Genomic DNA, 25319 nt, shown 5'->3' with positions numbered 1-25319 from the left:
GGAGTCCGCCGGGCACCGGACATATCGGGTCGGTTAATTTCGATCGGTTGACAGGTGCTCGATGTCACGGGAAGGGATCGGGGGCCGGACGCGTTGTACCGGAGCGTGACCTCCTTGCCTGACATCCCGCTGTCCGTGCTCGACCTCTCGCCCGTCGTGGCCGGGGGCGGCGTGGGCGACTCGCTGCGCAACACCCTCGACCTCGCCCGCCGGACCGAAGCGCTCGGCTATCACCGGTACTGGCTCGCCGAGCACCACAACATGCCCGGCATCGCGAGCTCCGCGACCGCCGTGATGATCGGCCAGGTCGCCGCCGCCACCGAACGCATCCGGGTCGGCTCCGGCGGGGTCATGCTGCCGAACCACGCGCCACTGGTGGTCGCCGAACAGTTCGGCACCCTGGAGGCGTTCCACCCCGGCCGGATCGACCTCGGCATCGGGCGCGCCCCGGGGACCGACCAGCGGACCGCGCTCGCGCTGCGCGGCCCCGGCGGGCTCACCGCGGAGAACTTCCCGCAGCAGTTCGCGGAGCTGCTGGCCTACTTCGAGCACTCCGACCAGCGCGCGGTCAACGCCGTGACCGCCGAGGGCAACAAGCCGCCGGTGTGGCTGCTCGGTTCGAGCGGCTTCAGCGCCCGGATGGCGGGCGAACTGGGCCTGCCGTTCTCCTTCGCACACCACTTCAGCGCCGAGAACACGCTTCCCGCCGTGGCGCTCTACCGCGACTCGTTCAAGCCGTCGGACGTCCTCGACGAGCCGTACGTGATGCTCGGCGTCTCCGTGGTGGCCGCCGAGACCGACGAGCGCGCCCAGTACCTTGCCGCGCCCAGCGGCCTGACGTTCCTCAGCCTGCGCAAGGGCCGCCCGATCCCGCTGCCGACTCCGGAAGAGGCCGCGGCGTACCCGTACACCGACATCGAGCGTGTGTTCATCGAGGACCGGGCTTCGAGCAGCGTCATCGGTTCGCCCGAGACAGTCCACAAGGGACTCGAAACCCTGCTGGCCGACACGGACGCGAACGAGCTGATGATCACGACCATGGTGCACGACCAGGCGGACCGGGTCCGCTCCTATGAACTGGTGTCCGAACTGGCGCGCTGACCGGCCGCCGGGCGGCCTCGACCATGCCCCCGATGTGGCATTGGGGACGCTGAGTGTCCCCAATGCCACATCGGGGGCAACCGATGAAGCGTGAAAGGGTCCACCAGCGACCTCGCCACCCCCGTTCCGTGAAGGCCTCCTTGCCTACCTTGAGGGTAGGGAAGGAGGCCTTCACGGACTTTCGGGACAACAAAACCGAGACTCGAGGGTCGATCGAGACTCCAAGTGGGTGACCGTCCCGCCTCTCACCCACCCCGAAGCACCGAACGGCCCACCGCGCCGGAGATCGCGAAAGAACGGACAAGATCCACGTCCGCCTTTGTCATAAAGGGACAAGAATTCACCGGTTACCAGGACGTGACGTCTTGATCGGACCGAAGTTCTTGTCACCAAGCAGGCTCGTCATTAGCGTACCGACCAGTAGCAAACAGCACGGTAACACCCCGTTGATCCTATTCAACGATTCCGCTCCGCCATTCGGAGCAAAGGAATTGCGCAACCTGGGGTGTATTCGCCGTGCCCGGAAAACGGGAGGGTCGGCGTGGGCGTCCGGACTAACGCACCCTCATTCCCCGGCGCGGGTGCGATCCGGGAGACGGGCAGGCTCTACTCACTCGGCCTCGACGTCGTCCGCCTGACTTTCCGGCGGCCGTTCCAGGCCCGCGAGCTGATCCAGCAGTTCTGGTTCATCGCGAGTGTGTCGATCCTGCCGACGGCGCTGGTCGCGATCCCGTTCGGCGCGGTGATCGCGCTGCACATCGGGTCGCTGACCGCGCAGATCGGCGCGCAATCCTTCACCGGCGCGGCCAGCGTGCTGGCGATCATCCAGCAGGCGAGCCCGATCGTGACGGCGCTGCTGATCGCGGGCGCCGGCGGATCGGCGATGTGCGCGGACCTCGGGTCCCGCACGATCCGCGAGGAGATCGACGCGATGGAGGTGCTCGGGGTCTCCCCGATCCAGCGCCTGATCGTGCCGCGGGTGCTGGCCGCGATGGGGGTCGCCGCGTTCCTGAACGGAATGGTCAGCGTGGTCGGCGTCCTCGGCGGCTATTTCTTCAACGTCATCATGCAGAACGGGACACCGGGTGCGTATCTGGCCAGTTTCTCCGCTCTCGCGCAGCTGCCGGACCTCTGGATCAGCGAGATCAAAGCGGTCATCTTCGGTTTCGTCGCGGCGATCGTCGCCTCTTATCGCGGGCTTAATCCGAAAGGCGGCCCGAAAGGCGTCGGTGACGCGGTGAACCAATCCGTGGTGATCACGTTCCTGCTCCTGTTCCTGTTGAACCTCGTGCTGACGACGCTTTACCTGCAGCTCGTCCCGGCGAAGGGCAGCTGATGGTCACGACGACACCCACCCGGGCCACGCGGGTCCGCGAAGCCGTGGACCGCCGGTTCGGTTTCCTGGACACGCTCGGCGACCAGATCCTCTTCTTCCTCAAGGCGCTGGCCTGGGTGCCGCGCGCGGTGCGCCGCTATCTCCGCGAGATCACCCGCCTGCTGGCCGAAGTCAGCTTCGGCAGCGGCGCGCTCGCGGTCATCGGCGGCACGATCGGCGTGATGATCGGGATGACCGTGTTCACCGGCACGGTCGTCGGGCTCCAGGGCTATTCGGCGCTCAACCAGGTCGGCACTTCCGCGTTCGCCGGGTTCGTCTCCGCGTACTTCAACACCCGCGAGATCGCGCCGCTTGTCGCCGGGCTGGCCCTGTCGGCCACCGTCGGCTGCGGGTTCACCGCGCAGCTGGGCGCGATGCGGATCTCCGAGGAGATCGACGCGCTCGAAGTGATGGGCATCCCCAGCGTCCCGTACCTGGTGACCACCCGGATCATCGCGGGTTTCCTCGCGGTCATCCCGTTGTACGCGATCGGCCTGCTGACCTCGTATCTCGCGTCGCGCCAGATCACCGTCTGGTTCTACGGGCAGTCCGCGGGCACCTACGACCACTACTTCCTGCTGTTCCTGCCGCCCGGCGACGTGCTCTGGTCGTTCGGCAAGGTGCTGGTGTTCAGCGTCGTGATCGTGCTCGCCCACTGTTACTACGGGTTCCGCGCGAGCGGCGGGCCGGCGGGCGTCGGGGTGGCCGTCGGCCGCGGCGTGCGCACCGCGATCGTGGCGGTCAGCGTGCTGGACTTCTTCCTCAGTCTCGCGATCTGGGGCGCGACCACGACGGTGCAGGTGGCCGGATGAGCAGGCGCGGGCTGCGCAAAGCCGGGGTCAGGACGGCCGGAGTGCTGTTCCTCGTGGTGATGTCCGCCCTCGTGCTGCTCTCGATCAAGATCTACCAGAAGGACTTCGTCACGTCGGTCCCGGTGACCTTGCAGGCGGACCGGGTCGGCAACCAGCTGCGCGCGGGCGGGCAGGTCAAGGCACGCGGTGTGGTGGTCGGCGAGATCCGCGACGTCCGCGCCACGCCGTCGGGCGCGGAGATCGAGCTGGCCATGGAGCCCGGCAAGGTCTCCCAGCTGCCGAAGAACGTGTCCGCGCTGCTCGTGCCGAAGACCCTGTTCGGTGAGCGGTACGTGCAACTGTCCATTCCGGACGGATCGACCGCGAAGCCGCTGGCCTCGGGCGACGTGATCACCCAGGACCGCTCGGCCAACGCGATCGAGCTGGAACGAGTCTTCGACAACCTGCTGCCGCTGCTCAAGGCGGTGCAGCCGCAGAAGCTCGCGACCACGCTCACCACGGTCTCCACCGCGCTGGAGGGCCGCGGCGAGCAGCTCGGCGACACCCTCGCCACCGCGGCCGCGTACCTCAAGGACTTCAACCCGAACCTCCCGAAGCTGAACGACAACATCCGCGATCTCGCGACGGTTTCGAAGCTGTACGGCGACATCGCGCCGGACCTGCTCGACGCGCTGAGCGCCTCGGCGGTCACGCTCGACACGGTCAAGGAGAAGCGCGCCGAACTGGCGACGGTGTACCAGCAGGTGACGGCGTCCTCCCAGCAGGTCACGACGTTCCTCGCCAACAACCGCGCCAACATCATCGCGCTCGCCACCGACAGCCGGGCACCGCTGGAGATCGGCGCGAAGTACTCGCCGAGTTTCGCCTGCACGCTGACCGCGCTGGCCGAGCTGAAGCCGCAGATGGACAAGGCGCTGGGCGCGGGCACGGACGAACCCGGTCTGCACGCGGAGGTCACCATCACCCAGCCTCGCGGCAAATACGTCCCCGGCAAGGACGACCCGGTCTACAACGCCACCGGTGAACCACGTTGCTACCCGTCGAACGGGCTGATGACCCAGGGCATCGCGGTGACCGGCGAGAAGACCGCCTCGCTCCCGGGCGTGCAGGGCGACCTCGGCCTGGCGAACTCGCCGCAGGAACGGGAACTGATCTCCACGCTGGTCGCGCCGTCGGCCGGTGTCCCGGCGAGCCAGGTGCCCGCCTGGGGCAGCGTGCTCGTCGGTCCGCTCTACCGGGGCACGGAGGTGACCCTGCGATGAGGAACTTCGTGAGCCCGCTGATCAAGGGGCTGATCTTCGTCGTCGTCACGACACTGGCCACGGTGCTGCTGGCGGTGTCCATCACCAACACCGGCCTCGGCGACACCAAGACCTACAGCGCCAAGTTCCTCGACGCGACTTCGCTGAACGTCGGCGACGACGTCCGGATCTCGGGGGTGCGGGTCGGCCAGATCGAGGAGCTGGAGATCGCCGATCACAGCCTGGCCCGGATCAGGTTCTCCCTCGACTCCCAGCGCAGGCTGCCCGCCGACGTGAGTGCGGTGATCAAGTACCGCAACATGGTCGGCCAGCGCTACATCGCCCTCGAACGCGGCAAGGGCACCCGCGAACTCCTGGAGCCGGGCGCGGAGATCCCGCTGGAGCGCACGACTCCCGCACTGGACCTGACGGAACTGTTCAACGGCTTCAAACCGCTGTTCCAGGCGCTGTCCCCGAAGGACGTCAACCAGCTCTCCGGCGAGATCGTCCAGGTACTGCAGGGCGAGGGCGGCACGGTGGAAAGCCTGCTGGCGCACACCGGTTCGCTGACCACCACGCTCGCCGGCCGCGACAAGGTGATCGGCGACGTGATCACGAACCTGGACACCGTGCTGAAGACCATCAACGGCAAGGGCGACGCACTGTCCACTTTGGTCTCCACGCTGAAGGAGCTGGTGTCCGGCCTCGCCGGTGACCGCGCCGAGATCGGGGAGGCCGTCTCCGGGCTCGCGGACCTCACCACCGCCACGGCCGGTCTGCTCGAACAGGGCAGGAAGCCGCTCAAGGACAGCATCGAAGGTCTCGGCCTGCTCTCCGGCCAGCTGACGACCGACCAGGGCAAGGCCGAGGTCGAACGGGTCCTCACCGTGCTCCCGGGGAAGCTGGACGAGCTGGGCCGGATCGGCTCGTACGGATCGTGGATGAACTTCTACCTGTGCTCGTCCGTCCTCCGAAGCACCCCTCCCCGCGGGGTCCCGGCGACGGCGGAGAGGTGCACGTCGTGAAACCCTTCAAGGAGCGGAACCCGATCGTCATCGGTGTCGTCGGCAGCGCCGTCGCGGCCGCGCTGCTGACCGCGACGCTCAACTACGAGAACCTCCCGATCATCGGCTCCGGAACCACCTACCAGGCCGAATTCTCCGAAGCGGCCGGGTTGCAGGCCGACGACGAGGTGCGGATCGCCGGGATCAAGGTCGGCGAGGTGAGCGACGTCCAGCTCGCCGAGGACCACGTGGTGGTGAGCTTCCGCGTCAAGGACGCCTGGGTGGGTGACAAGACCGCCGCCGAGATCAAGATCAAGACGCTGCTGGGCCGGAAGTTCCTGGCGCTGCGCCCGACCGGCGAGACGGTGCAGAACCCGAAGCAGGTCATCCCGCGAACCCGGACCGTCACGCCCTACGACGTCACCGAGGCGTTCAACGGGCTGGCCGACACCGCGGGCGCGATCGACACCGATCAGCTCGCGGAAAGCTTCACCACGCTGTCCGACACGTTCAAGAACTCGCCCGACCACATCCGGAAGGCCCTCGACGGGCTGACGTCACTGTCGAAGACCGTGTCCTCGCGGGACAACGAACTCGCGAGCCTCCTGTCGAACGCGCACGGCCTCACCACGACGCTCGCGAACTCGAACGAAGACTTCACCAAGCTCCTCTCGGACGGCAACCTGCTGCTGACCGAACTGGACAACCGGCGGCAGGCGATCCACGACCTGCTCACCGGCTCGCAGGACCTCGCCACCCAGCTTTCGGGCCTCGTGCAGGACAACAAGGAGCAGCTCGGCGGGGCGCTCAGCCAGCTCGGAGAGGTGACCGACATCCTGCAACGGCAGAACGACAATCTCGCCAAGAGCCTCGACCTCGCCGCGCCGTACTTCCGGGTGGTCAACAACTCCCTCGGCAACGGACGCTGGGTCGACAGCTACCTGTGCGGACTCGTCCCTGAGAACCGGGATCCGTGCACCCCGGTGATCCCCCGCGGAGGTGGCCGGTGATCAGCAGGTTCGTCACCCTCGCGCTCGTGCTCGCGCTGGCCGTCGTCGGCGGTCTCTGGTGGATCTTCTCCGGCAGCGGGCTCGACCGCGTCACCGTGTACTTCTCGCGCGCGGTCGGTGTCTACAGTGGATCCGACGTCCGGGTGCTCGGCGTCCGGGTCGGCCAGGTCGAATCGGTCGCCCCGGAAGGCGAGCAGGTCAAGGTCGTGCTGACCGTCGACGGCTCGACCCCGATCGCCGCCGACACCAATGTCCTGGTCGTGGCGCCGAGCGTGGTCGCCGACCGGTACGTCCAGTTCACCAAGCTCACCCGCGCCGGGAACCGGCTGGACGACGGCGCGGTGATCCCGGTGGAGCGCACCGGCACGCCGGTGGAGCTCGACCAGCTCTACTCCAGCCTCGACACGCTCGCCAAGGCTCTCGGCCCCAAGGGCGCGAACGCCGACGGCGCGCTTTCGGAGCTGCTGCGCACCGGCGCGAAGAACCTGCAAGGCAACGGGAAACCGTTCAACGAGTCGGTGCGCAACTTCGCCGACCTCGCCAGGACGCTGTCCGGGAACTCGCAGAACCTGTTCGCCACGGTCGACGAGCTCCAGCGGTTCACCTCGATGCTGGCGACCAACGACCGGAACGTCAGCGAGATCAACAAGCAGCTCGCCTCGGTGACCGGGACGCTGGCGCGGAACAAGGACGAGCTCGCCCGCGCGCTCAACGGCCTCGGCGGCGCGCTCGCGCAGATCCAGCAGTTCATCCGGGACAACCGCGCGCTGATCAAGTCCAATGTGGACAAGCTCGCGGTGACCACCGGGACACTGGTGGACAAGCGCGCCGCGCTCGCCGAGACCCTCGACACGATTCCGCTGGCGGTGACGAACGTGCTCGAAGCCGTCGACCCGAAGACCGGGAAGCTGCAGGGCCGCGGCAACCTGCTCGAATACGCCCCGCTCCCGCTGCCGGTCGCCGGCGACACCTACACCGGGGGGCGCCGATGACCACGAAACGGACGATCGCGGTGCTCGCCGCGTGCTGTGTCGCGCTCACCGCCTGTTCGTCGGATTTCAAGGGCGTCTACGACCTGCCGCTGCCCGGCGGCGCGGACATCGGCGACCATCCGTACCGGGTGACCGTGCAGTTCGCCGACGTGCTCGACCTGGTCCCCCAGGCCGCGGTGAAGGTCGGCGACGTGCCGGTCGGCCGGGTCGAGACGATCAAACTCGGCGAGGACGGCTGGACGGCGGAAACCGTCCTGGCGGTCAACGGCGACGTCCACCTGCCCGCCAACGCCATCGCCCGGCTGCGGCAGTCCAGTCTGCTCGGCGAGAAGTTCATCGAGCTCGCCCCGAGCGCGACGAAAGCCGAAGGCAGGCTGGGCGACGGCGGGGTGATCCCCGTCGCGAGCACGAACCGCAACCCCGAGTTCGAGGAGATCTTCGGCGCGCTTTCCCTGCTGCTCAACGGCGGCGGGATCGGCCAGCTGCAGACCATCAACCGCGAGCTGTCGAAGGTGATGGACGGCAACGAGGAGGAGATCCGCTCCTTCCTGTCCACAGTGGAGCAGCTGGTGTCCAACCTGGACTCGCACCGCTCCGACATCACCTCGGCGCTCGACGGGCTCAACCAGCTCTCGACGACGCTGGCGAACCGGAAGACCCAGGTCGAAGGCGCGCTCACCGACCTCACCCCCGGGTTGAAGAGCCTTTCCGAACAGCGCACCCAGCTCGTCTCGATGCTGCAGTCGCTGGACCGGCTCTCCGGGGTCGGCGTCGACGTGATCAAGAAGACCAGGGCCGACCTCGTCGCGGACCTCACCGCGCTCGCGCCGATCCTCAAGCGGCTGGCCGACGCCGGCGAGAACCTGCCCAAGTCGCTGGAGATCCTGCCGACGTTCCCGTTCACCGACGCCGTCCGCGACGGGATCAAGGGCGACTACCTGAACGTCTACGCCTCGATGATCCCCGGGCCGGGCGTCGAGCTGCCGCCTCCGGGCGAAGGGGTCCCGCCGGGGCTCCCGACCCTGCCGCTGCCGTCCTCCGGAGGTAGCTGATGCTCACCACCCGTGTCCGGATCCAGGTGATCGCGTTCGTCATCATCGCGCTGGCGACGACGGCGTTCGTGGGGGCCAACTACGCGGGGCTCGGCCGTCTCTTCGGGGCGAGCGGGTTCACCGTGAAGCTGGCGCTGACCGACGGCGGGGGCCTGTTCACCAACGGCGAGGTGACCTATCGCGGCGTCGCCGTCGGCCGGGTCGGCGAACTCCGGCTCACCGCCGGGGGCATGGAAGCGGATCTGCTGATCGACGACGACGCGCCGCCGATCCCCGCGAACTCGCGGGCGGTCGTGGCGAACCGGTCCGCGGTCGGCGAGCAGTTCGTCGACTTGCAGCCCCGGACCGGCGACGGGCCGTTCCTCGCCGAAGGTTCGGTCATCCCGCGCGAGGCGACGAGCGTTCCGCTGCCGGTGCAGCACCTGCTGACCGATCTGGACTCGCTGACCGCGTCCGTGCCGACCGAGGATCTGCGGATCGTGGTCGACGAACTCGACAACGCCCTGCGTGGTTCCGGCGCGAACCTCCAGGTGCTGCTGGACTCGACCACCGACTTCACCAAGCAGGCCGCGAACCACCTGCCGCAGACGGAAAAGCTGCTCACCGACGGCACGACCGTGCTGAAGACCCAGGTCGATTCGTCGCAGGCGTGGCGGCAGTTCAGCGACAACGCCCGGCAGTTCGCCCAGCAACTGTCCCGTTCGGACGGTGACCTGCGCACGCTGATCGCGACCGCGCCCGAAGCGGCGACCCAGCTCTCCGGGCTGCTGAGGGACAACGAACCCGGTCTGCCGATCCTGCTGGCGAACCTGCTCACGACGTCCCAGGTGTTCTCCGCGCGCACCGACGGCCTGCGGCAACTGCTGATCAACACCCCGAAGGCGGTGTCCGCGGTCGACGCGGCCGTCGACGGGGGGTCCGTGAAGATCGATCTGGTCCTGACCTTCTTCGACCCGATGCCGTGCACCAAGGGCTACGAGAAGACGACGATCCACAGCAGCGCGGAACTCTCGACGCTGCCGTTCAACACCGGTGCCGCGTGCACGCTCGACAGGGGCGATCCGAGTTCGGTCCGCGGCTCGCAGAACGCGCCGAAGGGCGGCGTCCCGCCCGCCGCGATCCCCGGCGGCTTCGGCGCCGACGGCCAGGCGACGTCCACCAGCCTCGAGGAGATGTTGTGGCTGCGCAACTGAAGATCGCGATCGCCGTGCTCGCCGCGGCCTGCGCGTTCGCCGGATGGGCCGGGTACACCTGGTACACCGCGACGAGCTCCGAGGCCGTGTCCTACGGGAACTCGCGCGACGAAGCGCTGAAGTCCGGGCGAGAGCTCGTCGCCCGGCTGACCAGCCTCGACCACCACCGCGTCGAGGCAGGCATCGCCGACTGGCTCGCCGCGTCGACCGGTCCCCTGCGCGATCAGCTCGGCAAGACCGACGACGCGACGAAACAGACGCTCACCAAGGACGCGACGGTCTCGACGGGCAAGGTGCTCGACGCGGCGATCAGCGAACTCGACGACCACGCGGGAACGGCCAAGATGCTGGCTTCGGTGGAGATCACGATGGCGAAGGAAGGCGCGGCGCCGACGACGAAACGCAACCGCTTCGCAGCCGGACTGACCAGGACCGGCGAAGGCTGGAAGCTCAGCGCGCTCGACCAGCTCCCGGTGGGTGCGCGATGACCGCCGCGGCAGAGACCGAGCCCGAAACCGATGCCGAGACCGAGCCCGAAGCCGCGTCCGAGGCCGAAACCGTCGCCGAAGAGACCGCCGAACAGCCGTCCCGCAGGCCGAAGCTGTTTCTGATCCTGCTGGCCGTGGCCGCCGTGCTGGTGGCGGCTGGAGTGTGGTTCACGCTGGAGGCGAGGTCGATCTCGGCCGCGCCGTCGGCGGCCAACACCGCGCTCACCGACGTCGGGGCGACCGCCGAGGTGAACTCGGCGGTGACGGTGGCGCTCAACAAGATCTTCTCCTATTCCTTCGACCGGACCGACGTCACCGAAAAGGCGGCCGCTTCGGCGTTGAGAGGCAAGGCGCTGGAGTCGTACAACCAGTTGTTCGCCCAGGTCCGGGAAAAGGCTCCGGCACAGAAACTCGTCCTCACGACCCGCGTCTCCTCATCCGCCGTCCAGGAACTCGGCGACGGTAAAGCGCGACTGCTCGTATTCCTCGATCAAGCGGCGACGCGAGCCGACAACAATTCGTCGACGACGGCAGCCGCCCAGCTTTCGATCACCGCGGAACGCGAAGGCGACAATTGGGTCATCACCGATCTTGTCCCCCGGTGACAAACCGGTAATTCCTCATTCAGTCCACGGTTGTAAAACAGGAGAGAAAACGAGGAGAAACCCATGTTCGGTCGAACGCGCCCGAAAACAGCCCGTCGCCGCCTCGGCACGGTCGTCGCGCTCACGTCCGCGATCGCCGTGGCCGGCAGCCTCGCCGCGTCCCCCGCGCTCGCGGACGACCCGGTGGAGATCCCGGTGTCCTACACCGTCACCGGGAAGACGACGGTGAAGAAGACCGGCGGCACCCTCGACCTGGGCCCCGGCCAGCTCAACGGCGCCCTGGTCATCGACGGGGACAACGTCGGCATCAGAGGCGACCTGTCCCTGCCGCCCTCGACGGCGAACATCTCGCTGGTCTCGGGTGTCTTCAAGATCAAGGCCCGCGTGCGGATCCAGCCGACCGGCCCGGTCACCGGCACCCTGGCCAACGGCGATCTGACCACCCACTCGCAGGCGAACATGCTGATCGACAACATCGTCGTCGGCCTGTTCTACCCGGTCATCCCGCTCCCGACGGTGCCGAACGCCTGCAAGACGGTCAAGCCGCTCGACCTGACGCTGGTGTCGAAGAACGTCGACCTGTTCGCGGAGACGATCCCGTCTTCGGGCACGTTCGTCATCCCGGAGTTCAAGGACTGCTTCATCAACGACCTCGCGCTGGGGGCGTTGATCTCGGGTCCTGGCAACACGATCAACCTGAACCTCAAGTCGAACGTCTAGGCACGGTCCCCTGAGTACATGAAGGCCCCCTTGCTTGCGCCTGGCGCAAGCAAGGGGGCCTTCATGTACTCAGGGGACGTGGCTGGCGGACGAGCGTCAGCAGAACTGCGGCGCGCTTGGGTCGACCAGGGCGACACCGGTGCCGTCACCTGCGGAAACGGCGTAGACCGGAGCACAGACACCCGAGAACTTCCACATGTCCATCGGCGGTTCCGAACTGGTGTCCCGGCTCTCCTGCTTGAGGTTGCTACCCCAGGCGAAGACGCTTCCGTCGGCCTTCAACACGACGTTGTGGTTGTAGCCGGCGTCGATGGCGACGACGTCCGACTGCGCCTCGGGCGGCACGGACGACTGACCGTAGGTGTTGTCGCCCCAGGCGAGGACGCCGCCGTTCTTCAGCGCGATGCTGTGGCGGAACCCGCCCGAGATCGCCGTCACCCCGGAGGTCGCCGCCGCCGGCACGGTGATCTGGCCCTTCGCGTTGCTGCCCCACCCGATCACGCCGCCGTTCTTCAGCGCGAGGCCGTGGTCGACACCCGCCGAGATCGCGGTGACCCCGGACGAGACCGTCGCGGGGACGGTGGTCCGCGAGCCCCAGCTCAGCACACCGCCGTTCTTGAGCGCCAGGTTGAAGTACGCACTGGTGGAGATCGCGGTGATCCCCGAGGTCGCGGCGGCCGGGACGACGTTCTGGCCGTAGAACCCGTTGCCCCAGGCGATCACCCCGCCGTTCTTGAGCGCCAGCCCGTGCGCCCAGCCCGCGGCGATCGCCGAAACCCCGGACGTCGCCGCGGCGGGCACGACGGTCTGGCCGTAATTGTTGTTGCCCCAGGCGACGACGCCGCCGTCCTTGAGCGCCAGATGCGTGAGCCCGCCCGCAGAGACCGCGCTCGCGCCGAACGCCTGAGGGGGCACCGTGCCCTGCCCCTGCTGGTAGTCGTTGCTCCCCCACGGCCGCGGTTCGCCGGTCGGCGCGGCGTCGGCGATACCGGAAAGAGAAACCGTGGCGATCATTACGGCTATCGCGGTGGTCGTCACGCGCCGTGTCGTGGATCGTCGATTGACTGAAGCCATGCGGGAAATGTTAACCCGGTTCCGCCGATCGGCTCCGTCTTTGTCATCGGAGCACAAACTTCATAATCGTATTCAGCACGCACTGACAAGAAAGAACGGGCTCCTCACCCGCTCCGAAACATGTCGACATGAATCCTTGTTACGTACATAACTCGCGGGTAACCTCGGTTTACCCCACCACCGAGAAAGCCGCTCAGTCGAGCATATTTGATCAGAAAAATCCGCCGAAAGGCGCATGGGGAAAGCCGCCGAGACGTAAACTGGATCAAAGGAGATGACAGGTATGTCCCGCAGACTTGGCAAGTTGTCAGCAGGCGTCGCCACCACCGGCATCGTGATGGGCGCGGTCGCCGTGCTCACCGCCGGCACGGCGCTGGCCGCCACCACCTACGCCACCGGCACCGTCGCGTACATGTGCAACTTCCCCGCGATCGGCCAGCAGCAGCTGGACGTGAAGGCGCAGTTCGACGGACCGGCTTCGGTCGCTTCGGGCGGCACCTTCACGCCGTCGAACATCTCGGGCACCGCCACGATCAGCGCCACCATCAACGCGCTGCTCAACAGTGCCAACTACGACGGCGTCCGCGGCAAGGTGAACATGCCGGTGACCGTCACCAACGCGACCCCCGCTTCGGCGACGGTGACGAACCTCGACGTCCCGACCCAGATCAACCCGTACGTGCCGGGAACGCGGACGTTCAACATCGTCCAGGCCACGGGGACCGGCGTCCCCACGTTCACCGCCGGAACGCCCGGCTCGGCGACGGCGTCCCTCGGCACCGCGATCAGCGCGCCGCTGGAGTTCCACAAGAAGGACGGTTCCTGGACCGCCTGGAGCTTCAACTGCACGGTGAAGAACACCAACCCGGCGCAGAACCGCGCGTTCAGCCCGGCGGTCCCCATCACCTGATGAACCATCCGTGCGGGGCGGGGACGCCCGCCCCGCACGGTCCCCACCCCCAATCTCGAGAGGAATACATATGGGACAGCAGGTTCGCCGAGCGGGCACGGTCTCCGTCATCGTGTCCGGCGTGGCCTGCCTGCTCACCATCGGGCAGGCCTCGGCCGCCGTCTCCCACGAGACGGGGACCGTCCTGTACATGTGCAGCTTTCCCATGATCGGCCAGCAACCCCTCGACATCACGGCGAGGTTCGACAGCCCGGGTACGGCGACCGCGGGCGGCACGATCACCCCGGCCGCGATCAGCGGCACCGCGACCTTCAACGCCATCCACAACGCGACGATCTTCAGCGCGGCCAACTACGACGGCCTCCGCGGCAAGGTGACCGCGCCGGTGACCGCGACGAACGCCACCCCCGCTTCGGCGACCGTCACCGGACTGGACCTGCCAGCGCAGATCACCCCGTACGTGCCGGGGCCTCGCACGTTCGTCTTCACCCAGACCGCGGCGACCGCCGTCCCCTCTTTCACCGCGGGTGCCCCCGGTGAGGCGACGTTCGCGCTCGGCAACACTTTCAAACTGGAAGTCGACTTCCACAAGAGGGACGGCACCTGGACCCCGTGGACGCTCGACTGTACGGTCAAAATCACCAACCCGGCACAGAACCGCGCGTTCGCCCCGGCGATCCCCGTCGTTTGACGCGAGAGGAAACCCAGATGACGCAGCAGGTTCGCCGGACACTCGGGAGGGTTCCCGTACTGGCGGGCGTGATCCTGCTCGCGGGCGTGAACGGCGCGCTGGCCTCGTCGGCGGCGACCGATCCGAGCGCCCCGCCGAAGCCGCTGCTCCAGGGCGCCGCCCCCGCGCACCAGACCCTGGCGAACAAGTGCGTCTTCCCGGATCCCGTCGGGGAACGTCCGGTCACCATGGACGTCGAGGCCACGCTGCCCAAGGTCGTGCCGTCCGGAAAACCGGTACAGGTCAAGGACTTCTCCCTCACCTTCACCCTCGGCGAGGGAACGCTGGGCGCGCTCACCGAGGTGACGGGCGCGGCGACGATCGAACTCACGGCCACGCGCGACGACAAGACATCCGCGATTCCGGTGACCCTCGAGATCCCGGCGACCAAGGTGCCCGCCACCGGCGAACTGAAGCTGGTCGCGACGGGCAAGGTTCCCGATATCGTGTCGACCCGCCCCGGCGAACTCCGGCTCACCACGGGCGCGCCTTCCCTCGCGCTGACCGCGGAGAAGACGGAAACGCCGCCGAAACCGATCACCTGTACGCAGGTCCCGGATCAGGACACCGCGCTCGGCAGCGTCACGCTGGCGGAGCTGCGCGCCGCGGAACCGAAGACCGACAAGCCCGGGGAAAAGCCCGGTGAACGGGCGCGGGCCGCGCAGGACGAGCCGGTGCCGGATGCCGTGTTCCCCTTGCAGCCCTTCGAATCGCAAGGCACGTCTTCGGTGAAGAAGCTGGGTGCCTTCGTCCGGTTGACCCCGTCGTTCATCTTCAACGCCTTCTACTACCTCTATCCGGCGCCTCCGCATCGCAGCACCGGCTCCACGATCCTGCCGCCGAGCAAGATGACGTTCCTCGGCTTCGGTTTCGTCCCCGTCAACGGGACGATGGAGCTCCTGCCGACCGACTACAAGACCGGCAACACCGTCGTCGACGTCGAGACCATGCTGCACGGGGACACGACGACGACGGCCATCGCCCGGATCGAACTATTCGGGAAGCTGAAGGACATCACCATCAACGGCACTCCCCTCGACGTCGGCCCCGACTGCATGACCGCCGAACCGATCGTGCTGAACCTGCGCGGTCCGAACTGGAACGCGTTCACCGGTGGCGTGCTGCGGACGGACCCGAAGGACCCGGAACCCGCCTTCCAGGGATTCACCCTGCCCAAGTTCTCCGGCTGCGGAGTCACGGAGAACCTCGACTCCTTGCTGAGCGGGATGGGATCGGGGCCGGGGAACCAGGCGTGCATCGGGGTCAACCAGGTGGGCCTGGAGTGGGAAGCGGAACGCAAGTGCCCCAACACGGATCCGCCGGTGGGGCGCCGCTGACGAGTGTCATGAGGGGTCCCCATAGGACGAAAAGTGTCCTATGGGGACCCCTCATGACATCCCGAGGCTACGACCCGCTCGGCGTCCATTGTGGACTCTTGCGCGGCGCCGGAAGCACCTCCGGCAGCGCGTAGCCCTCGGGCGCCGAGGAAGACGTGACGCCGGCCCGCAGCGCCAGTTCCATTTCGAACCGCGCGCCCGGGTCTCGCAGGTGCTCGCCGAAGGTCGCCTGGAGCTGGCGCATGCGGTACCGGACGGTCTGCGGGTGGACCTGGAGGCGCTCGGCGATGTCGACGACGTTGCCCTGGCTGTCGAGCCAGGCGCGCAGGGTTTCGAGCAGCCGTTCCCGTTGTTTCCCGGTCATTTCGGCGAGCGGGGCGAACAGGCGGTCGCGCAGCTGGCAGGTCAGCACCGCGTCGGCGTTCACGAGCAAGGTCGCGAGGTGCTCTTCGGCGCGGATCACCCGGCGGACGCCGATGATCCCGCGTTCGGAGAGGTGCAGGGCGTCGCGTGCCCAGCGCAGCGAATCGGCGACGGAGTCCAGCGGACGGCACGGGCCGATCGACAGCCGGTAGTCCGGCAGTGCGGCCTGCAGAGTGGCCAGGCGGGCGCCGGAGATCTCGCCGGGGACGAGCAGACGCGGCTCGGCGCAATCGAGTTCGGCCAGGATGTCCGAATCCACCGCGTTGTGCCGCCGCGGTCTGACACTGTCGTTGATCGGGTGCAGCACCACCGGGGTCGCGCGCTCGGGTACCGGCCAGCCGGTCAGCTGCGCGAGTTCCGCGATCGCCTTCGACGGCGCGGGCGGGGTTTCCAGCACCAGGTGCAGCAGTTTGCGGCGCCACGTGTCCAGCGCCCCCGCGGTGCGCGCCTTCGCTTCGAGATAGCCGTCCAGCGCGACGGAGGCGAGTTCGTCCATGAACGCGAGCATCGCGTCGGCCAGTTGCGACATCACCGCGGACGAGAGCCCGCTGCGGCGGCCGACGCGCATGATGCGCCGCCACGACACGCGCGCGCCGACCCGGTACGCGGACTGGAGCGTGTCGAGGCTGCGGCCCTCCCGCATTTCGTTCTGCCCCAGCTGATGGTGGACCTCGTGCGACTGTTCCTTGGAGACGCTGGGATCGGCGATCTGCGCGACGAACAGCGTGATCGCGTACTCGACGCCCGCGCGGATCGACTTGCCGTAGGGCCCGTCGAGCGGACGCGCGTAGGCGGGGATGGTCGCCCGGATCTCGTCGACGATCTCGTTGGCGAGACTGCCGAGTTCCGGTCGCAAAATGTCGGCGAGCTTGCGAGGTAGCGCCGCAGGGGGCTGCGCAGCGTGTTCGATCCCGCGCTCCACCGACATCGCAGCTCCTTTGCTCCGCCCAGCGTCCGGACATCCCACGATCGTCGTGGGGTGACAACGAACACATCGCAAAGTCGCTCGTGAATGTGTCACCTTTCGCAGAAGAAACCGATTTCTTGTCACCGTCGTGACAAAATCACGGTCCGTCCCTGAATTTTGATGACAAGTGCCCGGCAAACGCCACGCGCCGTACGTACGAACGGCCGAAGCGGGCCATATCGTGACGGAGCGTCACTGCTTTTCGGTGAGCAATTCACCGAGTACTTCGAGCACGGGCTCCAGTACGCGCACCTCGGTGCCGACGCATTCGGTGATCCCGGCGCCGACGACTTCGAAGCCGCTCAGCCCGCGAAGCATCGCCACCAGACGCCCGATCGTCAAGCCACCGGGCTCCGGGCAGTTCAGCCCGTCGAACTCCCCCGGGTCGAGCACGTCGAGATCGACGTGGACGTACACCTTGTCCGCACCCGCCAGCCCGGCCGCGACGTCGTCCGCCTCGACGACCAGCCCGCGATCGATCACGTCCCGCTCGGCGTCGTCGAAGGCCCTCGTCCCGGCGAGCACGACGTGACCGGGTTCGACGCGCGGGTTCGCGGCGAAATCCGGGTCGCCCTCGCCGAGCAGCGACCGCAGCACCATGCCGTGGAACGCGCCCGACGGCGACGTCTCCGCGGTGTTGAGGTCCGCGTGCGCGTCGAACCAGGCGACTCCGAGACCCGGGCCGAAGCGGTAGCGCGCGACGCCGACCGGGATCAGTTCGACCCCGCAGTCCCCGCCGATGGTGAGCACCGGCCCGCCAGGCGCCTCCAGCGCGGCGAGCTGCGCGGCCCGGTTCGCGCCGGTGAGCACCTCGCGGTTGGCGATCCCGTCGACCACGGGCGAGGTCTCGCGGGTCTGCCGGATGTGGTGCACCGGTACGCCCAGGACGTGACCGGCCAGCTCGGCGAGCGCGACGCAGCCTTCGGGCATCTCCGGCGCGCGTTCGGTCAGCGCGCCCTGGAACTGGGGTACGGCGTGGATCAGCACCGGTCCACGTTAGCGGCGGCCGCAAGTCCGCGAAGGCCTCCTTCACCACCCTGAGGGTCAGGGTCCCGGCAAAGTCGTCTACCCGCCGTCCAAGTGGGTGGCGAAGAGGCTCGTCACCGTGGCATGGCACCTTGTCGACTGTCCATAGAGGACACTATCGGGATGACTTTGCCTGATTTGGGCGTTTGAGAAGGGGGTCGTGAGTGGCAAAGAGGGTTAGAACCGTCCTTACCGCTCACGACCCCAGGAGAAAACGTACATATAGTCATCAATCAGACATTCGTCGGTCGCCTGAGGTCCTTTGCGGACACCGCCGTTCAGGCTCTCGGGTCATCTGCCCTGTCCGGAGGTCCCGTTCGCATCATCAAGAGCGACATCGACCGGTGTTCATGCGACTTTGCCGAGACTCTGACCCTGAAAGCAGGGAAGGAGGCCTTCATGGACGGTTTCGCGTGACTGGAGGGACGACACGCGTGACGGAATGGACGGCGCGCGTGATCAGACGGACGACTCGCGGCGAGCCCCCGGCTGCGAGCGTGTCGTCCGTTCATTCACGCGCGTCGTCCGTCTGATCACGCGTGTCGTCCGACCGGGCCCGGACCATCGGCGCCCGGTCGTCGAGTGGCCACGAGGGACGCTTTCCCCGCGTCTGAAGCGACGAAGGGACCCTTCACCGCGTCAGATGCGGTGAAGGGCCCCTTCAGCCCACGTCACTCCAGAACGAGCAGCAGGTCCCCGCCTTCGACCTGCTGGACGGCGTTGATCGCGCGCCGCGACACCTTGCCGCCCGCCGACGCGGTGATCGACGCCTCCATCTTCATCGCCTCGATGGTCGCGACCGTCGCACCGGCCTCGACCACGTCGCCTTCGGACACCTGCAGCGTGACCACGCCCGCGAACGGCGCGGCGATCTGCTTCGGGTCGCCCTTGTCGGCCTTCTCCGTCGCCGGGATGTCCGACGCGATCGAGGTGTCGCGGACCTGGATCGGGCGCAGCTGGCCGTTGAGCGTCGACATCACCGTGCGCAGCCCGCGTTCGTCGGCCTCGCCGATGGCCTCCAGCTCGATCAGCAGCCGGACACCCTGCTCCAGGTCGACCGAGTACTCCTCGCCCGGGCGCAGCCCGTAGAAGAAGTCCTTGGACGGCAGGACCGAGGTGTCGCCGTACTGCTCGCGGTGCGCCTCGAAGTCCTTCGTGGGCCCGGGGAACAGCAGCCGGTTCAGCGTCCGGCGACGGTCTTCGGCCAGTCCCTTGAGGTCCTCTTCGGACAGTTCCTGCACCGGCTTCGGCTGCGCGCGGCCCTCCAGGGCCTTGGTGCGGAACGGCTCCGGCCAGCCACCGGGCGGGTCGCCCAGTTCGCCGCGCAGGAAGCCGATCACCGAGTCGGGGATGTCGAACTTGTTCGGCTCCGCCTCGAAGTCGGACGGCGAGACGCCCGCGCCGACGAGGTGCAGCGCGAGGTCACCGACCACTTTGGACGAAGGCGTGACCTTCACCAGGTGCCCGAGGATCCGGTCCGCGGCCGCGTACATCGCCTCGATGTCCTCGAACCGCTCGCCGAGACCGAGCGCGATCGCCTGCGTGCGCAGGTTCGACAGCTGCCCGCCGGGGATCTCGTGGTGGTACACGCGGCCGGTCGGCGACGCGAGACCGGCCTCGAACGGCGCGTAGATCTTGCGCACGCTCTCCCAATACGGCTCCAGGTCGCCGATCGCCTGCAGGTCCAGCCCGGTCGGCCGGTCCGAGTGGTCGGTGGCCGCGACCAGCGCCGACAGGGAAGGCTGCGAGGTCGTGCCCGCCATGGACGCGACGGCGCCGTCGACGGCGTCCGCCCCGGCCTGGATCGCGGCGAGGTACGTCGCCAGCTGACCACCAGCGGTGTCGTGCGTGTGGATGTGCACCGGGAGGTCGAACTCCTTGCGCAGCGCGGAAACCAGCCGCACCGCCGCCGGCGCCCGCAGCAGGCCCGCCATGTCCTTGATGGCCAGGACGTGCGCACCCGCGCCGACGATCTGCTCCGCCAGCTTGAGGTAGTAGTCCAGCGTGTACAGCTTCTCCGCCGGGTCCGACAGGTCCGAGGTGTAGCAGAGCGCCACCTCGGCGACCGCGGATCCGGTCTCGCGGACGGCCTCGATCGCCGGGCGCATCTGCTCGACGTCGTTGAGCGCGTCGAAGATCCGGAAGATGTCGATGCCGGTCGCCGTCGCCTCCTCGACGAAGGCGTTGGTCACCTCGGTCGGGTACGGCGTGTAGCCGACGGTGTTGCGGCCGCGCAGCAGCATCTGGAGACAGATGTTCGGCACCGCTTCCCGCAGCTTCGCCAGCCGTTCCCACGGGTCTTCCGCGAGGAACCGCAGGGCGACGTCGTAGGTCGCGCCGCCCCAGCATTCCAGCGAAAGCAACTGCGGCGTGGTGCGCGCGACCACCGGCGCGACGGCGAGCAGGTCCTTCGTCCGCACGCGGGTGGCGAGCAGCGACTGGTGCGCGTCGCGGAAGGTGGTGTCGGTGACGCCGATGGTCGGCGACTCCCGCAGCCAGCGGGCGAAGCCCTCCGGGCCGAGCTCGGTCAGCTTCTGCTTCGAGCCGGGCGCCGGTTCGAGCCCCTTGGGCAGCTTCGGCAGTTTGACCTGCGGATCGAGGGTGCGCGGACGCTCGCCGTTCGGCTTGTTGACCGTCTTGTCGGCGAGGTAGGTCAGCAGCCTGGTCCCGCGGTCGGCCGAATGGCGCGCGGTGAGCAGATGCGGGCGCTCCTCGATGAACGACGTCGTGACGCGGCCTTCGCGGAAGTCCGGGTCGTCGAGGACGGCCTGCAGGAACGGGATGTTCGTGGCCACGCCGCGGATGCGGAACTCGGCGACGGCGCGCCTCGCGCGGCCGACGGCGGTCTTGAAGTCGCGGCCGCGGCAGCTGAGCTTCACCAGCAGCGAGTCGAAGTGCGCGCTGATCTCGGTGCCGGCGAACGCCGTCCCGCCGTCGAGGCGGATACCGGAACCGCCGGGCGAGCGGTACGCGCTGATCATCCCGGTGTCCGGGCGGAAGCCGTTGGCCGGGTCCTCGGTGGTGATGCGGCACTGGAGGGCGGCGCCGCGCAGGTACACCTTGTCCTGCGAGAGGCCGAGGTCTGCCAGGGTCTCGCCGGAGGCGATGCGCAGCTGCGACTGGACGAGGTCGACGTCGGTGACCTCCTCGGTCACCGTGTGCTCGACCTGGATCCGCGGGTTCATCTCGATGAAGACGTGGTTGCCGTCCTTGTCGAGCAGGAACTCGACGGTGCCGGCGTTGCGGTAACCGATCTGGCGGGCGAACTTCACCGCGTCGGCGCAGATCCGGTCACGCAGCTCCGACGGCAGGTTCGGCGCCGGGGCCAGCTCGACGACCTTCTGGTGACGGCGCTGGACCGAACAGTCGCGCTCGTAGAGGTGGATCACGTTGCCCTCGCCGTCGGCGAGGATCTGGACCTCGATGTGGCGCGGCTCGACGACGGCCTTCTCGATGAACACCGTCGGGTCGCCGAAGGCCGATTCGGCCTCGCGGGCGGCGGCCTCGATGGACTCGCGCAGCTGCGCGGGGTCCAGGACGCGGCGCATACCGCGACCGCCACCACCGGCGACGGCCTTGACGAAGACCGGGAAGCCGATCTCCTCGGCGGCGGCGATCAGCGCGTCGACGTCGGAGGACGGTTCGGAGGAGCCCAGCACCGGCACGCCGGCGTCGCGCGCGGCCTTGACCGCGCGGGCCTTGTTCCCGGTCAGCTCGAGGATGTCCGCGCTCGGCCCGACGAAGGTGATGCCTTCGTCCTCGCACGCGCGCGCGAGGTCCGGGTTCTCGGAGAGGAAGCCGTAGCCGGGGTAGACGGCGTCGGCCCCGGCCTTCTTGGCGGCGGCCACGATTTCCTCGACCGACAAATAGGCCCGCACCGGATGACCGGGTTCGCCGATCTCGTAGGCCTCGTCGGCCTTCAGCCGGTGGAGCGAATTGCGGTCTTCGTGCGGGAACACAGCCACCGTGCCCGCGCCGAGCTCGAATCCGGCGCGGAACGCGCGGATGGCGATCTCACCCCGGTTGGCGACCAGTACCTTGCGGAACATGCCGGTCCTTCCCATCATCGGATCGGTAGGTGAGGCACGTTACCTGCTCGCTCCCGCAGGACGGGAGTTGTTGCCCAGGTGATGGACGTCATCCCCGCCCGAGTTGCGTACCCGGGGTCTGGAGCAACCGGTTCGCGGTGCCCTCGTGGACGCCGGTCAGCACGTCGACGGCGGCGAGGTCCACGACGGCCTTCGTGACGTCCGGCGCCGACACGTCGGGGTGCAGGCCCCGGTACAGCGCGGCCACCCCGGCGACGTGCGCGGCGGCCGACGAGGTCCCGCTCAGCACCCGGCCGCCACTGCCCCCGGCGTTGGGTCCCGGCACGTCCACGCCGGGCGCGAACAGGTCGACGACCTCGCCGTAGTTGGACGTCGATCCGACCTGGTCGCTCGCGTCGGTCGAGCCGACGGTGAGCGCTTCGGTGACCCGGCCGGGTGAGAACTGGCCCGCGTCGGTGGCCTCGCCACCGGCCGGGAGGGCGACCGGGACGACCGCCGCGAGCGCGCGGACGGCGGCGTCGAGCCGGTCGTTGGCGGTGCCGCCGATGCCGAGGACGGCCACGGCGGGCTGGTGTGCGTTCTGCGTCACCCAGTCGATACCGGCGATGATCTTGTCCGTCGAGCCGCCACCCTGCGCGTCGATCACCCGGACGGGGACGATCTGCGCGCCCTTCGCGACGCCGTAGCTCGTCGACGCGGCGACACCGGCCAGGTACGTGCCGTGACCGTTGGTGTCGGAAGTGTCCGTGCCGCCGTTGAGAAAGTCCTTACCGGGCTTCACCCGGCCGCCGAAATCCGGATGGCCCGCGTCGACACCGCTGTCGATCACGTAGACCGTGACGTCCTTGGCGTCGGTGTCGTAGTGATAGAGCTGGTCGAGGCCTGTTCGCTGGTCGATCCGGTCCAGTCCCCAGTTCGGCGGGTTCTGCTGGACTTCCGTCGCGGAGGCGGGCTGCGCCACGAACACCAGGAGGGCGAGCGCGGCCATGACCCGTACCAGTCGAATGATCATGCCTCGGGCCTACGCCTGTCACCCGCGAGGGGCAACTTCAACCACCCGATCGGCTGGGGCCGGTCGGAGGTGCCCGCTGACCGTCGACTCCGGGAAACACACCAGCGCGTCGAAGGCGTTGACGACGTCGACGGGATTGAACAGATGCGCGTGACGGATGCTCTGGGGTCCTTCGGTTCCGCGCCGCGCGCGAAGATCGACCAAGCCGGGCCCTTCCGCCTCGACGCTGCCGTCCGCCGGTTCGTCCAGATCCTGTTCGTAGACGGTGAAACCGAGCCGTGCGGACGGATCCGGTTTGAGGCCGGTGGTCTTCCCCTCGACGGCGGTGAGCGCCAGGGCGAAGTAGTCGTCGCCGAACTCGGCGGCCAGATGCGTTCCGGCCGAAGGCGCGGTGAGGCCGGGGAACGGCGAGAACGGCACGCGCTGGAGGTGTCCGTTGTGGAGCATCACGACGATCTTCGTGTCGTCGCCGTGGAGCCGCCGGATCAGCCGGACGCTCTCGGCCATGTACGCGTCGCGCGAACCGCTCTGCAAGGCGGGCGCGGTGCCGGACATCATCGCGGCCACCTCGGCGAGGTAGGCGTCGAGCCGCAGCGCACCTTCGACCTGGTGCTCGGCGACGGCGGTGTCCCCGTAGACGGGACGCAGCGAGGTGAGGTGCGTCTTGAGGCGGGTGAGCGCCGCTGTCGCCTTGTCCCGGGCGACGTCGTCGAGGGCGGAGTACTTGGCGGGCGCTTCCGCGCTGCTGACCGACGCGTAGCCCTCGGTCGCCTCGATCGCGGCGTCGACGAGGCTTGTGGCGACTTCGTCCACAGTGGACAAGTAGTCGCGGACCGCTCTCAGCGCGGGCACGGGCGAGCCCGCGGAACTCGGCACGTCGAGGCCGAAGTACCGGACGTCACCCCGGTCACGGAGCCACGTCAGCATTTCGTGGGCCTCGGGTGACTCTCCGAGGGAGAAGGTGAAGCCGTCGCGGCCGATTTCGGCGACGTCTCCGGGGGCGCCGTTCAGCCAGTTTTGGACGAGCTCGCCCTCGGCGAAGCCGGATTCGAAACCGACCACCCGGAAGCCGTGGTTCTCGACGAGCTCGCGAAGCAAACGATTGCGCAGGTCCCCGAACTCGTGGAGGTGGTGGTTGTTCTCACCGATGGCGACGATCTTGGCGTCCCCGATGAGTTCGGCGATCTTGGCGGGGTCTGACATACTGACCACACTAACGCAACAGGAGTAGCAATTGGCAACCTCCGGTACGCAGCGGCCCGGCGGCCGGACCGAACGCACCCGTCAGGCCGTCCTGCACGCCACCCTCGACCTGCTGGCCGAACGCGGGTTCGGCGAGCTGACCGTGGACGCGGTCGCCGAACGGTCCGGAGTGCACAAGACCACGGTGTACCGGCGCTGGTCCTCACCGGACGGTCTCGTCGCCGCCGCGTTGCAGATGGGCGCGGAGGACGACTGGAAGGCACCTGACACCGGATCGCTTGAAGGCGATCTGTACGAAGTGGCCGCCGAGGTCGTGCGCTACTTCACCGAGCCCGCGCTGAAGGAGCTTCCGATGGCGTCGGTCGCGGCGGCCTTCCAGTCGACGCAGGCGGCCGAGGCGCTGCACGACTTCTACGCGGACCGGCATGTCCGCATGGCGCCGATCACGGAACGGGCCGTCGCACGCGGCGAGGTTCCCTCCGGAACGGACGGCGACGAGCTGGTGCGGGCGGTGTGCGGGCCGATGTTCTACCGGCTGCTCCTCTCCCGGGAGAGGGTCACGGTCACGGACGCGCGGGTCACGGCACGGGCGGTCGCCGTCGCCGCGCGCGAGGGCGCCTTCGTCACCTCGCGCGATCAGCCTGCCGGTACATGATGGCCCCCTTCCTTGCGCTAGACGTAAGGAAGGGGGCCATCATGTACCGGTGCCGGGGCGACCAGTCGCCTGCTTTCCTCGGCGTTGCGAAAGCCACTTTGGCAACGATGAAGGTTGCGAGAGTGGCTTTCGCAACGCTCCACACCTTCGCGCCCCTTCGAGTACTGCGCCGGAGACGAGTTGCCCAGTCTTGCGGCCGGGTCCGTGAAGGCCTCCTTCCCTACCTTCAAGGTAGGGAAGGAGGCCTTCACGGCAAGATTCAGGCCTGCACCTCGTTTGGTCACGCGCTGAGGACAGTTTTACCCTCAGCGCCAACGAGTCCCGGGTCCACACTGGCTTC

General features: G+C 68.3%; 22 protein-coding genes. 16 read left to right on the top strand and 6 right to left on the bottom strand.

Annotated features, from left to right (window positions below):
* Positions 1-105: 105 nt before the first annotated feature.
* The 12 genes from CFP71_RS06335 (at position 106) to CFP71_RS06280 (ending at position 11593) form a co-directional block, all read left to right on the top strand.
* Positions 106-1101, top strand: a complete 996-nt coding sequence (locus tag CFP71_RS06335) for an LLM class flavin-dependent oxidoreductase (RefSeq protein ID WP_208635891.1) — start codon at positions 106-108, stop codon at positions 1099-1101.
* Between the two features lie 541 nt (positions 1102-1642).
* On the top strand, positions 1643-2437 hold the full coding sequence (locus tag CFP71_RS06330) for an MlaE family ABC transporter permease (protein ID WP_020630757.1): 795 nt from the start codon (positions 1643-1645) through the stop codon (positions 2435-2437).
* Positions 2437-3288, top strand: a complete 852-nt coding sequence (locus tag CFP71_RS06325) for an MlaE family ABC transporter permease (RefSeq protein WP_038509575.1) — start codon at positions 2437-2439, stop codon at positions 3286-3288. The genes CFP71_RS06330 and CFP71_RS06325 overlap by 1 nt, the downstream gene beginning before the upstream one ends.
* Positions 3285-4550: an MCE family protein gene (locus CFP71_RS06320; RefSeq protein ID WP_093932891.1), complete on the top strand. Its 1266-nt coding sequence runs from the start codon at positions 3285-3287 to the stop codon at positions 4548-4550. The genes CFP71_RS06325 and CFP71_RS06320 overlap by 4 nt, the downstream gene beginning before the upstream one ends.
* Positions 4547-5554 carry an MCE family protein gene (locus CFP71_RS06315; protein WP_093932890.1) on the top strand — a complete coding sequence of 336 codons (1008 nt, stop codon included), beginning with the start codon at positions 4547-4549 and terminating at the stop codon, positions 5552-5554. Before CFP71_RS06320 ends, CFP71_RS06315 begins: the two co-directional genes overlap by 4 nt.
* A complete protein-coding gene (locus tag CFP71_RS06310; protein ID WP_093932929.1) occupies positions 5551-6543 on the top strand; it encodes an MCE family protein in 993 nt (330 codons plus the stop codon). Before CFP71_RS06315 ends, CFP71_RS06310 begins: the two co-directional genes overlap by 4 nt.
* On the top strand, positions 6540-7535 hold the full coding sequence (locus CFP71_RS06305) for an MCE family protein (RefSeq protein WP_093932928.1): 996 nt from the start codon (positions 6540-6542) through the stop codon (positions 7533-7535). The genes CFP71_RS06310 and CFP71_RS06305 overlap by 4 nt, the downstream gene beginning before the upstream one ends.
* Complete coding sequence (locus CFP71_RS06300) at positions 7532-8587, top strand: MCE family protein (RefSeq protein ID WP_093932889.1); 1056 nt, start codon at positions 7532-7534, stop codon at positions 8585-8587. Before CFP71_RS06305 ends, CFP71_RS06300 begins: the two co-directional genes overlap by 4 nt.
* Positions 8587-9780, top strand: coding sequence for an MCE family protein (locus CFP71_RS06295; RefSeq protein ID WP_093932888.1), 1194 nt, complete (start codon positions 8587-8589; stop codon positions 9778-9780). Before CFP71_RS06300 ends, CFP71_RS06295 begins: the two co-directional genes overlap by 1 nt.
* A complete protein-coding gene (locus CFP71_RS06290; RefSeq protein WP_093932887.1) occupies positions 9765-10268 on the top strand; it encodes a hypothetical protein in 504 nt (167 codons plus the stop codon). The genes CFP71_RS06295 and CFP71_RS06290 overlap by 16 nt, the downstream gene beginning before the upstream one ends.
* On the top strand, positions 10265-10873 hold the full coding sequence (locus CFP71_RS06285; RefSeq protein WP_093932886.1) for a hypothetical protein: 609 nt from the start codon (positions 10265-10267) through the stop codon (positions 10871-10873). Before CFP71_RS06290 ends, CFP71_RS06285 begins: the two co-directional genes overlap by 4 nt.
* 63 nt (positions 10874-10936) lie before the next feature.
* Positions 10937-11593: a hypothetical protein gene (locus CFP71_RS06280; RefSeq protein WP_093932885.1), complete on the top strand. Its 657-nt coding sequence runs from the start codon at positions 10937-10939 to the stop codon at positions 11591-11593.
* A gap of 96 nt (positions 11594-11689) precedes the next feature.
* Here CFP71_RS06280 and CFP71_RS06275 read toward each other — a convergent pair whose 3' ends face one another.
* Complete coding sequence (locus CFP71_RS06275) at positions 11690-12607, bottom strand: RCC1 domain-containing protein (protein WP_093932884.1); 918 nt, start codon at positions 12605-12607, stop codon at positions 11690-11692.
* A gap of 343 nt (positions 12608-12950) precedes the next feature.
* Between CFP71_RS06275 and CFP71_RS06270 the strand changes: the two genes are divergently transcribed.
* The 3 genes from CFP71_RS06270 (at position 12951) to CFP71_RS06260 (ending at position 15644) form a co-directional block, all read left to right on the top strand.
* Positions 12951-13577 carry a DUF6801 domain-containing protein gene (locus CFP71_RS06270; RefSeq protein ID WP_093932883.1) on the top strand — a complete coding sequence of 209 codons (627 nt, stop codon included), beginning with the start codon at positions 12951-12953 and terminating at the stop codon, positions 13575-13577.
* 70 nt (positions 13578-13647) lie between these two features.
* A complete protein-coding gene (locus CFP71_RS06265; RefSeq protein ID WP_093932882.1) occupies positions 13648-14268 on the top strand; it encodes a DUF6801 domain-containing protein in 621 nt (206 codons plus the stop codon).
* Positions 14269-14285: 17 nt separating this feature from the next.
* The gene (locus tag CFP71_RS06260) at positions 14286-15644 is read left to right on the top strand and encodes a DUF6801 domain-containing protein (protein ID WP_093932881.1); all 1359 of its coding nucleotides are present in this window, start codon (positions 14286-14288) and stop codon (positions 15642-15644) included.
* Between the two features lie 67 nt (positions 15645-15711).
* Here the strand turns inward: CFP71_RS06260 and CFP71_RS06255 are convergent, their stop codons facing one another.
* The 5 genes from CFP71_RS06255 to CFP71_RS06235 all read right to left on the bottom strand — a co-directional run bounded on the left by CFP71_RS06255 (position 15712) and on the right by CFP71_RS06235 (position 24324).
* On the bottom strand, positions 15712-16995 hold the full coding sequence (locus tag CFP71_RS06255; protein ID WP_093932880.1) for a PucR family transcriptional regulator: 1284 nt from the start codon (positions 16993-16995) through the stop codon (positions 15712-15714).
* Positions 16996-17226: 231 nt separating this feature from the next.
* Positions 17227-18021, bottom strand: a complete 795-nt coding sequence (locus tag CFP71_RS06250; RefSeq protein WP_093932879.1) for an arginase family protein — start codon at positions 18019-18021, stop codon at positions 17227-17229.
* A gap of 710 nt (positions 18022-18731) precedes the next feature.
* A complete protein-coding gene (locus CFP71_RS06245; protein ID WP_093932878.1) occupies positions 18732-22109 on the bottom strand; it encodes a pyruvate carboxylase in 3378 nt (1125 codons plus the stop codon).
* Between the two features lie 88 nt (positions 22110-22197).
* Positions 22198-23097 carry a S8 family peptidase gene (locus CFP71_RS06240; RefSeq protein ID WP_093932927.1) on the bottom strand — a complete coding sequence of 300 codons (900 nt, stop codon included), beginning with the start codon at positions 23095-23097 and terminating at the stop codon, positions 22198-22200.
* Between the two features lie 42 nt (positions 23098-23139).
* Entirely contained in the window at positions 23140-24324 is a 1185-nt protein-coding gene (locus tag CFP71_RS06235) for an erythromycin esterase family protein (protein WP_093932877.1), read from the bottom strand.
* Between the two features lie 31 nt (positions 24325-24355).
* Between CFP71_RS06235 and CFP71_RS06230 the strand changes: the two genes are divergently transcribed.
* Positions 24356-24979 (top strand): TetR/AcrR family transcriptional regulator, encoded by a 624-nt coding sequence (locus tag CFP71_RS06230; protein WP_093932876.1) that lies wholly within the window; start codon positions 24356-24358, stop codon positions 24977-24979.
* The last annotated feature ends 340 nt before the right edge of the window (positions 24980-25319 follow it).

It is taken from the genome of Amycolatopsis thailandensis, from assembly GCF_002234405.1.
Lineage (GTDB): Bacteria > Actinomycetota > Actinomycetes > Mycobacteriales > Pseudonocardiaceae > Amycolatopsis > Amycolatopsis thailandensis.
Note: the sequence above shows the minus strand (reverse complement) of the source record. Positions and strands in the feature narration are given on the sequence as shown.

What these genes read in the sequence shown, in the direction of transcription:
- CFP71_RS06260 (WP_093932881.1), top strand. Translation starts at nt 14,286, where the DNA reads ATGACGCAGCAGGTTCGCCGGACACTCGGGAGGGTTCCCGTACTGGCG.
- CFP71_RS06275 (WP_093932884.1), bottom strand. Translation starts at nt 12,607, where the DNA reads ATGATCGCCACGGTTTCTCTTTCCGGTATCGCCGACGCCGCGCCGACC.
- CFP71_RS06245 (WP_093932878.1), bottom strand. Translation starts at nt 22,109, where the DNA reads ATGTTCCGCAAGGTACTGGTCGCCAACCGGGGTGAGATCGCCATCCGC.
- CFP71_RS06235 (WP_093932877.1), bottom strand. Translation starts at nt 24,324, where the DNA reads ATGTCAGACCCCGCCAAGATCGCCGAACTCATCGGGGACGCCAAGATC.
- CFP71_RS06240 (WP_093932927.1), bottom strand. Translation starts at nt 23,097, where the DNA reads ATGGCCGCGCTCGCCCTCCTGGTGTTCGTGGCGCAGCCCGCCTCCGCG.
- CFP71_RS06295 (WP_093932888.1), top strand. Translation starts at nt 8,587, where the DNA reads ATGCTCACCACCCGTGTCCGGATCCAGGTGATCGCGTTCGTCATCATC.
- CFP71_RS06300 (WP_093932889.1), top strand. Translation starts at nt 7,532, where the DNA reads ATGACCACGAAACGGACGATCGCGGTGCTCGCCGCGTGCTGTGTCGCG.
- CFP71_RS06280 (WP_093932885.1), top strand. Translation starts at nt 10,937, where the DNA reads ATGTTCGGTCGAACGCGCCCGAAAACAGCCCGTCGCCGCCTCGGCACG.
- CFP71_RS06315 (WP_093932890.1), top strand. Translation starts at nt 4,547, where the DNA reads ATGAGGAACTTCGTGAGCCCGCTGATCAAGGGGCTGATCTTCGTCGTC.
- CFP71_RS06285 (WP_093932886.1), top strand. Translation starts at nt 10,265, where the DNA reads ATGACCGCCGCGGCAGAGACCGAGCCCGAAACCGATGCCGAGACCGAG.
- CFP71_RS06255 (WP_093932880.1), bottom strand. Translation starts at nt 16,995, where the DNA reads ATGTCGGTGGAGCGCGGGATCGAACACGCTGCGCAGCCCCCTGCGGCG.
- CFP71_RS06270 (WP_093932883.1), top strand. Translation starts at nt 12,951, where the DNA reads ATGTCCCGCAGACTTGGCAAGTTGTCAGCAGGCGTCGCCACCACCGGC.
- CFP71_RS06325 (WP_038509575.1), top strand. Translation starts at nt 2,437, where the DNA reads ATGGTCACGACGACACCCACCCGGGCCACGCGGGTCCGCGAAGCCGTG.
- CFP71_RS06320 (WP_093932891.1), top strand. Translation starts at nt 3,285, where the DNA reads ATGAGCAGGCGCGGGCTGCGCAAAGCCGGGGTCAGGACGGCCGGAGTG.
- CFP71_RS06265 (WP_093932882.1), top strand. Translation starts at nt 13,648, where the DNA reads ATGGGACAGCAGGTTCGCCGAGCGGGCACGGTCTCCGTCATCGTGTCC.